This is a genomic window from Streptomyces sp. NPDC056296 (assembly GCF_042268605.1).
Taxonomy (GTDB): Bacteria; Actinomycetota; Actinomycetes; order Streptomycetales; family Streptomycetaceae; genus Streptomyces.
The window spans coordinates 1-11,346 of the sequence record NZ_JBHJRX010000113.1 but is presented as its reverse complement, the minus strand read 5'-3'; the positions used below and the strand labels follow the sequence as shown (position 1 = coordinate 11,346).

At 68.3% G+C, this 11,346-nt stretch carries 10 protein-coding genes and 1 pseudogene; 4 read left to right on the top strand and 7 right to left on the bottom strand.

From position 1 onward, the window contains the following. Positions 1-88: 88 nt before the first annotated feature. The 5 genes from ACFCZF_RS40180 to ACFCZF_RS40160 all read right to left on the bottom strand — a co-directional run bounded on the left by ACFCZF_RS40180 (position 89) and on the right by ACFCZF_RS40160 (position 4,579). Positions 89-568, bottom strand: coding sequence for an ASCH domain-containing protein (locus ACFCZF_RS40180; protein ID WP_376675877.1), 480 nt, complete (start codon positions 566-568; stop codon positions 89-91). Next, a complete protein-coding gene (locus ACFCZF_RS40175) occupies positions 565-2,631 on the bottom strand; it encodes a GNAT family N-acetyltransferase (protein WP_376675876.1) in 2,067 nt (688 codons plus the stop codon). Before ACFCZF_RS40175 ends, ACFCZF_RS40180 begins: the two co-directional genes overlap by 4 nt. A gap of 198 nt (positions 2,632-2,829) precedes the next feature. Beyond that, positions 2,830-3,975 (bottom strand): tyrosine-type recombinase/integrase, encoded by a 1,146-nt coding sequence (locus tag ACFCZF_RS40170; RefSeq protein WP_376675875.1) that lies wholly within the window; start codon positions 3,973-3,975, stop codon positions 2,830-2,832. Continuing rightward, positions 3,975-4,187, bottom strand: coding sequence for an excisionase family DNA-binding protein (locus ACFCZF_RS40165; protein ID WP_030214964.1), 213 nt, complete (start codon positions 4,185-4,187; stop codon positions 3,975-3,977). The genes ACFCZF_RS40170 and ACFCZF_RS40165 overlap by 1 nt, the downstream gene beginning before the upstream one ends. Positions 4,188-4,321: 134 nt before the next feature. Continuing rightward, positions 4,322-4,579: a helix-turn-helix domain-containing protein gene (locus ACFCZF_RS40160; protein WP_376675874.1), complete on the bottom strand. Its 258-nt coding sequence runs from the start codon at positions 4,577-4,579 to the stop codon at positions 4,322-4,324. Between the two features lie 505 nt (positions 4,580-5,084). Between ACFCZF_RS40160 and ACFCZF_RS40155 the strand changes: the two genes are divergently transcribed. The 4 genes and pseudogenes from ACFCZF_RS40155 to ACFCZF_RS40140 all read left to right on the top strand — a co-directional run bounded on the left by ACFCZF_RS40155 (position 5,085) and on the right by ACFCZF_RS40140 (position 9,669). Next, positions 5,085-6,035: a hypothetical protein gene (locus tag ACFCZF_RS40155; RefSeq protein ID WP_376675873.1), complete on the top strand. Its 951-nt coding sequence runs from the start codon at positions 5,085-5,087 to the stop codon at positions 6,033-6,035. A 92-nt stretch (positions 6,036-6,127) separates the two neighbouring features. Next, positions 6,128-6,724 carry an ATP-binding protein gene (locus ACFCZF_RS40150; protein ID WP_376675872.1) on the top strand — a complete coding sequence of 199 codons (597 nt, stop codon included), beginning with the start codon at positions 6,128-6,130 and terminating at the stop codon, positions 6,722-6,724. Between the two features lie 775 nt (positions 6,725-7,499). Then, positions 7,500-7,928, top strand: coding sequence for a plasmid mobilization relaxosome protein MobC (mobC, locus tag ACFCZF_RS40145; protein WP_376675878.1), 429 nt, complete (start codon positions 7,500-7,502; stop codon positions 7,926-7,928). Next, a pseudogene (locus ACFCZF_RS40140) lies at positions 7,925-9,669 on the top strand (relaxase/mobilization nuclease domain-containing protein). Before mobC ends, ACFCZF_RS40140 begins: the two are co-directional and overlap by 4 nt. A 14-nt stretch (positions 9,670-9,683) precedes the next feature. On the opposite strand, the gene ACFCZF_RS40135 reads toward ACFCZF_RS40140, so the two are convergent. Together ACFCZF_RS40135 and ACFCZF_RS40130 are read right to left on the bottom strand one after the other, a co-directional pair. Continuing rightward, the gene (locus tag ACFCZF_RS40135) at positions 9,684-10,430 is read right to left on the bottom strand and encodes a class I SAM-dependent methyltransferase (RefSeq protein ID WP_376675871.1); all 747 of its coding nucleotides are present in this window, start codon (positions 10,428-10,430) and stop codon (positions 9,684-9,686) included. Next, on the bottom strand, positions 10,427-11,266 hold the full coding sequence (locus tag ACFCZF_RS40130; RefSeq protein WP_376675870.1) for a hypothetical protein: 840 nt from the start codon (positions 11,264-11,266) through the stop codon (positions 10,427-10,429). Before ACFCZF_RS40130 ends, ACFCZF_RS40135 begins: the two co-directional genes overlap by 4 nt. Positions 11,267-11,346 lie beyond the last annotated feature (80 nt).

Below are 11,346 nucleotides of genomic sequence, written 5' to 3'. Positions count from 1 at the left end.
CTCCACTCCACAACCGGAGGCCTTCGCCGTCCTACAGATTCAGACCGTGTCGTCGCACAAACTCGACCAACCTGGCTGGGCAGTACAACTAGGCGGGCACCAGGTCTCCCAGTGCGTCGCGAAGAGCCGCGCCCACGACAGGCCCCGCCGCGGCCACCTGTCGAAGCTCGTCGCCCTTCATGTAGCGGTAGCTCTGCGGAGGGTGGAAGGACCCGGCGGAGCGCAGCGCATTGAGCGTTACCGGCTCTTCGAAGGAGACGGGATTCTCCATCGTGAGACCGCTCGCCTGCGTCGCACCGTTCATATAGACGTCGTACTCCCGCCGGGTGATCCCGGTCTGCCCCCGATGAGCCGACCAGACCTCGCTGGGGGTGGCGACATGGACAGCGGCGATGCGCGCCATGCCCACCACCGCCATGGTGGGCGCGGTCGCGTACAGGAGGACGGGCGTTCCGGGAGGCGCGGCGACACGCTGGCGGCGGACCTCCACCGTCTTGCTGCCGGCCAGGATCGCGTTGGCGAAGCGCGGGTGGACGGACAGCAGCATCGCGCGTTCCGGATCGCTCACGTTGTTCGGTGCCCCTCTTGGTAAACCGCCTGGAACAGCTCGCTACTGATCTTGGACAGCGAGATCAGCGAGCCAGGCGACCACGGTAGCCCCCGGTCCCTGGCTAGCGAGGTCAATCGGCGCAGCGTCACCGGCTTCGGGAAGATCTCGGTGTCCGAGAACCTCAGCGCCATGGCGTGACCGGACGCGTCTGCAACTTTCTCAACCTCAGCCCGACCATATACGCCCAGGTGTTCGAATTTCGAGAACAGGGTGTCCGGTGTGTCGATGAGCACCTCATCGAGCCGAGAGCTGCCCATCACCATCTGGCCCTCGCTGGTCGAGTTGTCGTCGCTGACGTACCAGAGCAGTCGAGCCGGGACACTCTCTCCGCGACGCTGCGAAGATCGGTAGTAGACATGTTCCCTGCTGATACCAAGGGCGTCACTCCGCGCGATGAGCATGGCCGGAACGTTGAACAGCTCAGTCGACCAGCGCGGTCTGATGGGCACCATGAAGGACGGCAACTCGGAGTCGATGACCTTGGCCGGCCACCACGCACGCTCCAGCACGGCGGTCACCTCCGCCGGCATGCCGACATCGAGGGCGGTCGCGTCGACAGCCAGCTCCCGGGCCAACCCGCCGGCCACCGTCTCCACCTCGGCGGCTGTCCCGCACACGTTCACCAGCAACGCGACGAGTCCGCCGTCGTGCTCGAAGAAGCCGTCGTCACCGGCCGCGGAACGCGCCGCCTCGGAGGGATACGGATCACTGATACGGACGATCTCGGCGCCGCAGTCCCTCCCGAGCCGCTTGAGCAGGAAGAGGAGCTGCCGGGCCAGGGTCTCTTCGAGGGGGTGGTCGGCCGTGCGAAGGACGGGGACTACCAGGGTTCGGCCGTCCAACGACCAGGTGTAGAGGGCAACCGGTCGGCCAAGGCCGTCCCGAAGCAGCTCGCGACGCCAGGCGATGGCGCCTTCGTTCAGCAACCGCAGCCGCTCCGCGAAGGCTGATCCATCGTCAGCACCCGACTGCTCGAAGAAGGCGACCAGTTCGTCCTCCACGCCTGGCGCCACCTCCGCGGACCGGAACTCCGTCCCCATCAAGTCGGCCGGGCGATACACCTGGGCCTGCCGCAGCTCATCGACGTGAAGCGTCACAGTCGACGGTGAGACGATCCGGACGCGAGCGACCTCCCAGGCCACGTCTGTCAGGCTGGACAGCAGCGGATCACGGGTCGCCAGGACTTGCAGTCCGGCACAGGAGGTCTCGGCCACATACCGCACGCCCCGCAGAAGTGCTGGGTCGGCGGACAGAGCGGGAATCGCCTTCGTAGCGGCTTGCACCAGTTCGCGGGTTCGCTCCTCCACGGCCGCGGAGCCGGGTGAGAGCTTGTGCAGCCCGGTCAGTGCAGCCTGCTGGTGCTGACGTTCTGCCGTGTCCGTGAGATCCCGGATCTGATGGACCAACTGCGGGGTGTAGGCGAGCTCGACGAGATCCGCCATCCATCCGGCTTCGAGCGCACGGGACTCCTCGGCACTGGTTGTGTCCGTAAGACCGCGCAGGTCGGCGAACACCCCGTGGTCGACCGTCACCACGAGGAGCGCGTCGCTCTCCATCTCCGTGAACAGGTCCGGATGGCCGAGGTCCAGCCACCAGCCGTCCAAAATCTCGCCGTCACGACCACGCCCGCGGGCCTCACCGTCGGGGACGAAACCCAGGCTCCTCCACATCCCGCTCAGGTCATAGTCCCGACGGCATTTGGCCTTGATCCCAAGGCGTTGTGGATACCTCTCCTTGATGCCCTCCACCAGGCGGCCCGCGATTCCTCGCCCCCGTTCCTCCTCGGCCACACACAGGTGCGCGAGCCGGATGCGCGCGCTCCTCTTCGGCAGTCCGAACAGCGCGTAGCCGATCACTTCACCGGCCTCGACCGCGACCAGAAGGCCACCGTCTTCAGCTGCCTTCTCATAGGCAGGTGGCGTCAGAAGCCCCAGCCTCTTCGTGTACCGGTCGCCCAGGGCTATGGCCTTGGCGATCAGCTCTTCCTGTGCGGGCGAAACGGATACCAACTTGATCGCCATCACTACCCCCTCCAGTTGTGACTGGTCACGGCCTGCCACAACTCCCCTGTCACTGCATACAGGGAGAAGCTGATCTCAGTTACGGCCATCCCTCAAGGGGGCACAAGGGGCGCACGGTGCTGCGGAGACCGTCGCCTGCCTCCAGAGTTCGGCCGATGGAACCGTCCAGCCAGACTCGCAGGCCCGATACCGGTCCGCCTATTTGGCTTCCGCCCGATCCGCACCCGCCTCACGCAAGCGTTCGCGCACTTCAGTGTCGATCCACTGGGCCAGCCGACGTTGGTGCTTGGCCGTCGAGTGTTGGTAGATGAGCTGGGCGCGCTCCGAGGACTGGCCGGCGCGCACCATGAGGTCCTTCAGCTTGGCGCCGGTGTCGGCGGCAAGGGTGTTGCCGGTGTGCCGGAGGTCGTAGAAGCGGAAGTTGTCGGGCAGCCCCACCTTCGTCCTGGCCTTGCGCCACTTCCGTCCGAACGTCGAGCGACGGAATGGGGCGCCCTTCTCCCCTATGAAGAGGAGACCATCCGGCTCCTTCTCGGCGAACCACTGCACGTGGCGGCGCAGCTCAGGCAGGAGGAAGTCGGGCAAGTACACGGTGCGCTTGCCCGCTCGCGATTTGGGATCGCCGGTGACCCTCTTGCCGTTGGTCAGCTCCGGTGACGCATGCGTGATCCGCAGGGAGCATTCGTCGAGATCGACACTGCGGCGGCGCAGCTCGGCCAGTTCCTCGGGGCGAAGCGAGGCGAACGCGCCGAGCAGGACCATCAGGCGCCAGCGCGGGCCCATGGCGTCGGCGAGGTCGAAGACCTGCTCCACGGTGGCGGTCGGCCGCTCGTCGGCTTCCTCCCGGCCGGCGCCCTTGATCCGGCACGGGTTGGTCCGCAGGAGGTCGTCGTCGACCGCGGTCTGCAGGATGGCCTTCAGCAGCCGGTACGACTTGGCGACCGTCGTGGCACCCGTTGCCTTGAGCCGCTCGGCTCGCCAGGTGCGGACGGAAGGTGGTGTGATCTCGTCCAGGTCCTTGCCGCCGAAGGCCGGCAGGAGATGCAGGCGTAGCAGGCCGTCGTAGCGGTCGACCGTGGTCGGAGCCAGACCGCGCTCCTCCACCCAGCGGAGGGCGTACCTCTCGAAGTTGATTGCGCCGGCGTCCGGGTCACGCCAGTGGTCACGTTCGATGTCGGCGCGGACCAGGTTCAGCCAGTCCTGCGCGTCGGTCTTCGTGTCGAAGGTCTCGGGGGCCTTGTGGCGCTGACCGTCCGGGCCCAGGTAGCGGGCCTGCCATCGACCAGACGGGAGCTTGCGTACGGTGCCGAACTCCCGACGACGCTGGGGCTTGCGTGTCGGCATCAGGCGGCCCTCCCGTACCGAGTGCGGGTGCGCCGGGTCGGCTCGACCGTGCGCGCCTCGATGTACTCGGTGACGGCGCTTTCGGGGACGCGCACGGGACGGCCGAGCTTGACGTAGCGAATGCGGCGCTCAGCGATCAGACGGCGAATGAACCGTTCGCCGGTACCGAGCTGTTCGGCGGCTTCGGCCACCGTAAGAAGGCGGTCAGTCATGGGCGACCGCCCCCTTTTGGCTGTGCTGCTGAGGGCAACGGGCCGGGGCTATTGCGAGTCGGTGCAACGGTGAGGCTTCCTTACCGAGGTCGGGAACTGGAGAGGGCACGGCGGACCGTTGGGGGGGGGTGGCTTCAACAGGTCGCGGAGTCCTGGAGCAGGGCGCGGGCCGGGACGCGAAGTGCCTGCGCGAGGGCGAGCAGGTCGTCGATGTCGCAGCGGCGCTGCGCGCGTTCGATGCGGGACAGCATCGTGTTGGACATTGGCCGGCCGACGGCGGTGACGCGAGCGGCCAGCTCTCTCTGGGAGAGTCCGCGCTCGGTGCGGAGAATTTCGATCGTGCGGGCGGCTCTCATCCCGGCTGCGCCGATTTCCAGTGAACGTGCTGCCATGACTCCAATTCTCGGCTGTGTTCGCCGGTTTGGTTAACCGGCGATCGTCGGCTATGTTGCGCCGCCGTGCGTTTGCCACGCGGGTGGCCATTTCGTTGATGCGTTCCCCGTGACGGCGGCCAGAGCAGCACTCGACAGCGTCTCTGACCAGGGGAGTTGTGTTGTAGCTTCGCTACTCGCCGGACGTCAACGCCTTGCCGGTGTGATCCTTCTGGCTTGACGTCCAGAACAACTATTTGGTCAACCGCCGATCGTGACCTACCGTTTTCACACCGCCCTCGCCGCCCCGATTCCCGACGGCCTTTCTGTCGAGAGAAATTCGACAGGTCAGGGCTGGACTTGTGCCGCCCGGGTGTGGCTATGTTGACGACACCCCCGGAAAGCGCGACCGACTCTCAGTCAGCCTCGCGTCAACGGCCGGCCGACTCCCCCGCCTGTACCGTCACGACCGACGGTGCGCCATGGGTGCCCGCCCATCGGCCACCGAGTGAGGAACACTCCGCTCTTGGCACGGATCCGCACCATCAAGCCCGAAGCCTTCGTCTCCGAATCCCTCGCCGCCGTCACCCTGACCGCCGAGCGCACCTTCTTCGGTCTGCTCACCCAGGCCGACGACCAGGGCCGCTATCGCGACCACGCGGCGATCATCGCCGGTCAACTGTGGGTTCTGCGCCCGGAGCACACTCCCGCCGAAGTCGAGAAGGACCTCGCCCAGCTCTCGGACGCCGGCCTGATCTGCCGATACAAGGCGCCGGACGGGAAGCGCTACCTGCACGTCGTCACCTGGCACAAGCACCAGAAGATCAACCGCGCCAGCAAGAGCCGCATCCCCGGCTGCCCTCACCACGACACCGGGGCCGCCCCGGACGGGACCGATGCGGTCGCCGCCACGGAAGCCGTCCCAACGGCGTCGCACGGAGCCGTCCCGGCTCAGGCACCGAACCCTCACCGAGGTCGCACTGAGGAGGCACGGGACGCTTCCGAGTCCTCAGCGAATTCGGGCTCGGCCCGTAATACCGCAGGTCAAGCGGCATTCAGCGAGCCGTACCTGAAGCCTCACGGAGGTGACCGCGAGGCTTCAGTGACCTCTCACGGTCCGGATCTAGGACCTAGGATCGTGGATCTAGGATCTACCCCTTCGGGGGGCGCAGGCGCCCACGCACCGGACACCATCTCGGCGAATCAGCTCATCGCCGAGTACACCGCCGCGTGTCTCCACCGCCCGCCCCAGGGAGTCCTGGGCCATCTCGGCCGCGAGGTGCGCAAGCTGCTCGCCGAGGGCATCGACCCCGACCACATCAGGGCAGGACTCGCCCGTCACCGGGCCAAGGGCCTGCATCCCAGCGTGCTGCCGAGCCTGGTGCACGAGGCCATGAACGCCTCGCCCACGCCCGTCGTCCACAAGGCGTGGATAAACCCCGCCGATGTCGAAGCCGCCTACGGAGAAGAGCTCTGACCCCCACCCTCACTCGCGACCCTCAGCACGCCGGCCCTCTCGCCGAACGCCTGAATGGCATCCTCGCGGGCCGCGGCATCGATCCCCGCGCCATGGCCACGGAGCCGTCCACCGAGCCCGTCACCGCCCTGGAGCTGGCCGATGCCCGCATACCCGCCCGCTACCGGGGTGCCCTCGCCGACCACCCCGAAATCACCGCCTGGGCGGACCAGATCGCTCACGCCGGACGCCCCGGTCCCAGCGGGCCCGGCATCGCCGAAGGGCCGTCGCTGCTGATCGCCGGCCCCACCGGCACGGGCAAGACGTATCAGGGGTACGGAGCCGTCCGCGCCCTCCTCACCCGCGGCGTCCGCCTGCGCTGGGAAGCCGTCACCACCGCCGACCTGTACGCCCGCCTGCGCCCCCGTGCCGGCCACGACGCCGAACGCGACCTGCAGACCTTGGCCCGCAGCCCACTGCTGCTCTTGGACGACCTCGGAGCGGCCAAGACCAGCGAGTGGACCGAGGAGCTCACCTACCGGCTCATCAATCACCGGTACGAGCACATGCTCCCCACCCTCATCACCACCAACCTCCCCACCGCCGAGCTGCGCACCGCCCTCGGCGACCGGGTCGCGTCCCGCCTCGCCGAGATGACTGAACGGGTCGTCCTCAAAGGCCCCGACCGGCGACGCCGTCGGCCCACCTGAACTGCGCTCACGTGGTCTCGGCGTGATCTCACCGGGCGGGGACCGGCCGCGGTCCGATCGGGGACCGGCTGCGGGGACCGTGAAAGCAATCATTCGAGGGGAGACGTCCCGGTCCGGGGACCGTGGCCGGGAAAGGTGGGGACCGGTCCTCCTGAAACCGAGGACGGTCCCCGCCCGTTTCGGGGACCGGTCCCGGACGGTCCCCGCCCGTTTCGAGGACCGGTCCCGGGCGGTCCCGTGCCAGACGGGGACCAACTCCCGGCGTACCTGCAGGTCACTGCCGATGTGGCAGCGCAGAAGCCTGCCCTGCCCCATGCCCTGAAATCGATCGTCAAGAGACCGTGCCCGCCGTGTCCCCCTCTTCCAGGACCGGGGGATCGGGGACCGACAGCGCGGTCCCCGAGCGTGATCAGCGGGCCAGGTGGGAGGCGCTCACCCATCGTCCGCTCAGGACCGCAGAACTCACGACACACGGTCCGGGACCGTCCCAGCCCTATTGCCGCAACACCTCCGCCACAGAGCACCAGCCCGGAGAGGGCCCATGCACCAAGCACATCACCGCACTCCCGACAACACCGGTCCGGAAGCCACCATCCCAGCCCCCGACAGCGCAGCAAGTTGGTGCAAGAGCATTGCTCCCGATGGGAGCAATGCTCTTGCGTCTCCTGCCCCGAGAGCGGCGGGCCCGGATCGGCTCCGGGAGGCGCCGATCCATCCGGATGCGACCGAGGACGGATCGCAAACCGGCGGGGAAGAGCTACACGCGAACCACAGCATCGACTGCGCGCGCACTTCTCCGTCGCAGCCCCGCATACAGCAGCGCGAACGCCTGCGCGACGAGAACAAGCGCCTGCACCAGCCCAGCTGCCGCATGAACGATGCCGAATACCAACTGCTCGCCCGAGCAGCCGCCACGTGCCACATGAGCGTCGCCGGCTTCCTCGCCCGCTCCGCTCTCGACGCCGCCCGCGACCTCGGTCGCACCGCCGCGGACATAGTGGGCGAGCGAGAGATGCTGCAGGAGCTGTTCGCGCTGCGGCGCCATCTCGGGCAACTCGGCAACAACCTCAACCAGGTGGCCAAGGCGCTGAACTCCGGCGCCGACGCACCGCAGGCAGAGGCGGTCCTCGCCGCCGTCCAGCGCGCCGCCAAGCGCGTCGACGCCTTCACCCAGCACCACTTGGACAACAGGACGGCCGGGTGATCCCCCGCGTCCACGCAAGAGGCACGCGCACCATCGGCCTGCTCCACTACCTGTATATGGGCCCGGCACGCACGAAGAACACACAGACCCGCACCTGGTGGCCGCCTGGGACAGCCTCGCCCCTGATCCCGGGCGCGACCCCCACGCCACGTACGGAGATCTCCAGCGGCTGCTCGACCAGCCGGTCAACGCCCTGCCGGAGAACCGACGGCCCGCCGAGCACGTGTGGCATCTGTCGGTACGCGCCGCTCCTGAGGACCCGGTCCTGTCGGACGAGCAGTGGGGCGAGATCGCGCGCCGAATGGTCGCCGCCACCGGCATCGCTCCCGACGGTGACGACGCCGCCTGCCGCTGGGCAGCACTTCGGCACGCCGACGACCACATTCACATCATCGCCACCGTCATACGAGAGGACGGCCGCCAAGCCCGTATCCGCCAGGACGGTAAGCGTTCCCAAGCGGAAGCCCGCGTGATCGAGATCGACTACGGGTTGCGCCGCCTCACCACCGGCGATGGCACCGCAGCCCGTCGTCCGACCAGCGCCGAACGGCACAAGGCCCAGCGGGAAGGCCGGGAGCGCACGGCGCGGGAGGAACTTCGTGAGTCCGTGCGCCGGGCAGTGGCCGGTGCTGCCTCGACGGACGAGTTCTTCGACCGCCTGGCCGCCGCCGGTCTGCTGATCCGCAAGCGTCTCGCGCCCTCCGGCGATCTCCTCGGGTACAAGGTCGCCCTCCCTGATGACCGGAACAAGGATGGCGAGCTGGTCTTCTACTCAGGCTCCAAGCTGGCGCCCGACCTGTCTCTGCCCCGTGTCCGCGAACGCTGGAGCCGGCCCTCGGAGACGCCCACCGCCATCGACAGTTCATGGCCGGATCAGCCTGCACTGCCGCCCGTGACAGGCCCCGCATTCGCGCGGCGGCGGGCCGCGGCTGCCACGTGGCAGGCCCTGCTGGTGATCGACCACGGCGACGACGGCACTGCAGCAGCCCAGATCGCCGCGACCGGAGAGGTCCTGGACGCGCTGGCCAAGACCTCCGCTGCTCGCACCCGGGCTGAACTGCGCGATGCAGCCTCCGCGTTCGAGCGCGCGAGCCGCTCCCACGTGAAGGCGGTACGCGGGCACGACCGGGCCCTGCGACAAGCCGCCCGTGATCTCGTCCACAGCGGGCCGGTCCTGGGCCGGGGCGAAGACGGCGCCTCCACGGCCATGCTCATCGACATGGCCTTCTTCGTCGTGACCGCCGCAGCGAAGTGGCACGCCAGGAAGCATCACAGCCAGCAGGCCGCCGCCGCCCGGCAAGCCGCCGAGCACCTCCGCGCCGCCTATCAGGCCGCCGCAGTCCAGCCCATGACCGTACTGAGCCAGCGAGGCCGGCGGCTGACTCCACGTGTTCGACAACAGCAGGCGAACCTGCTCCACCAGATGCTGCCGGAGCTGGCCGACCAGATCCAAGCCGAGTCCGGCTGGCCCGCCTTGGCCGTCACACTCGACGACGCCCGGAAGGCCGGTCATGACCCGGCCACGCTGCTGACCGAAGCCACGGCACGGCGCGAACTACGCTCCGCCGGATCCATGAGCGACGTCCTCATCTGGCGCCTGCGCCGCAGCGCTCACCTGCCCGCACTACCCGACGACCGCAACGCCACGGCCCTCCGAGCCAACCGGCACACCTCGCACTCGGCGCCCACCACGCAGTCGGCGCCCGGCCCGACAGGGAACGATCCCCGCCGTGGGCGCTGACGACCGCGTCTTGATCACCTGAACCGGGCCACGGTGTACGCGGTAGGCCCGTGCGAGGTGCCTGCTCCGATCCCGTCGGTGATCTGGAGGACGTCGAAGCCGGCGAGGGCCGCGTACAGCTCCAGCTCACGCGGTCCGAGGACACGTCGACGGATCACGTCCCTTGTTTCCTCACCAGAGTTGAAGACCCAGTGCCGGCACATGGTGTTCATCTGGGCCCGCAGGTCCCACTCGTAGGTGATGGTCACTTGGGCCGTGCCCGATCCGGTCTCGATCTCTGTTTCCTGCGGCTCATCACGCTCGATCGGGGCTACGGAGCAGCAGAGTATGAGGAGTGTCCCAGGACGGGCGTGCGCTGCGAAGGTCCGGAAGACCGCCTGAATGTCCTGGTTGTCGTGCACGTAGGAGAGGGAGTTTCCCAGGCAGGTCAGCACGTCAGCGGTGTGGTCGAGGCGGATGGTGCGCATGTCACCGAGGCGGATGTCGAGGCCGGGCCGCGTGCGGCGGGCGTAGTCGACCAGGCCGGGCTGGAACTCGACGCCGATGCAGTCGAAGTAGTGGGCCAGCAGCTCCAGGTCTCTGCCGGTCCCGCAGCCCAGGTCCAGCAGAGTGCGGGCGTCCGGGCGGTGCCGGTCGACGAGCGCCCGGCAGGTGCTCGCGCTGGTGCTGTCGGACTGCACTCTGTCGTACAGGGCGGGGTCTCGGTAGAAGAGGTTGGAGGCTGCCAGGTGTCTGGGTTCGGCGATGTCCAGGCCGCTCATGCGAGGCTCCGCAGTCCGACTTCCAGGGCGAGTGTGTCGCACAGCAGGTCGGGCACCGCGGGAGTCCGCTCGGCGTGGTCGCGGGCCCGGCTGAGGGCGTCGGCATCAACGTAGCCGAGATCGATCAGCAGGGAATCGGTTAGCATCTCGTCCAGGAGAGGGAGCCCGTAGGTACGCAGTCCCGACTCCATGACCGCGAGGAAGTTCTCCGGCTCGGTCGGAGCCGCGACGGACTCGGGCAGACCCGTCCGCCGAAGCCGATCGCGGAACATCCTCTTGCCACGTTTGTACTCGTACGGCAGCTGCTCCATGAAGCGGATCATCCGGGGGTGGACGAGCGGGGCCACCGGCCAGATACCGAGTCTCACGTACGCCGGGTTGTGCAGGCCGAAGGCCATGAGCGTGGGCACAGGCAGGACCGGTATGGGAGCAAGGTTCTCGTTCATCTGGGCCAGTGCCGCGGTGGCCTCGTCGCCGAGCCATGGCACCGGCTCCATCGGCGGGAGTCCGGCTTCCGTACGCGAGTGGTGGGCGTTGACCTCGTCCCCGCCGCCACCTGTGAAGATCAGCTCGCAGCCATGTGCGGCCACGTGCCCGCGCACGACGTCGAACGCTTCCTGGTAGAAGGCGCCTGCCGGATCGTGCGGCCGTCTGCGTTCCCGCACGCCTCCAGGCACGAAGGGCGGGTGCTGCATCGCTGGCACGGCGGTGTCGCGCAATCCCAGGTGATCCACCAGGGAGCGGCGCCGGTCTCGCTGGAGCTGGCCGATTCGACCGCCCATGAGCAGTCCGAAGGTGTGCACGGAGCCGAAACCGGCCGCGCTGTGAACGATCACGTAATTCCCCGGGCCCGGCGTCACGTAATTCCCCAGGTCCTGACCTCGTCCATGTCTACTTGATCGAGGGCTTGCCTGTC

Excerpts from the sequence above, each read along its gene's own strand:
- ACFCZF_RS40160 (WP_376675874.1), bottom strand. The coding sequence starts at position 4,579 with ATGGCAGCACGTTCACTGGAAATCGGCGCAGCCGGGATGAGAGCCGCC.
- ACFCZF_RS40165 (WP_030214964.1), bottom strand. The coding sequence starts at position 4,187 with ATGACTGACCGCCTTCTTACGGTGGCCGAAGCCGCCGAACAGCTCGGT.
- ACFCZF_RS40150 (WP_376675872.1), top strand. The coding sequence starts at position 6,128 with ATGGCCACGGAGCCGTCCACCGAGCCCGTCACCGCCCTGGAGCTGGCC.
- ACFCZF_RS40170 (WP_376675875.1), bottom strand. The coding sequence starts at position 3,975 with ATGCCGACACGCAAGCCCCAGCGTCGTCGGGAGTTCGGCACCGTACGC.
- ACFCZF_RS40135 (WP_376675871.1), bottom strand. The coding sequence starts at position 10,430 with ATGAGCGGCCTGGACATCGCCGAACCCAGACACCTGGCAGCCTCCAAC.
- ACFCZF_RS40175 (WP_376675876.1), bottom strand. The coding sequence starts at position 2,631 with ATGGCGATCAAGTTGGTATCCGTTTCGCCCGCACAGGAAGAGCTGATC.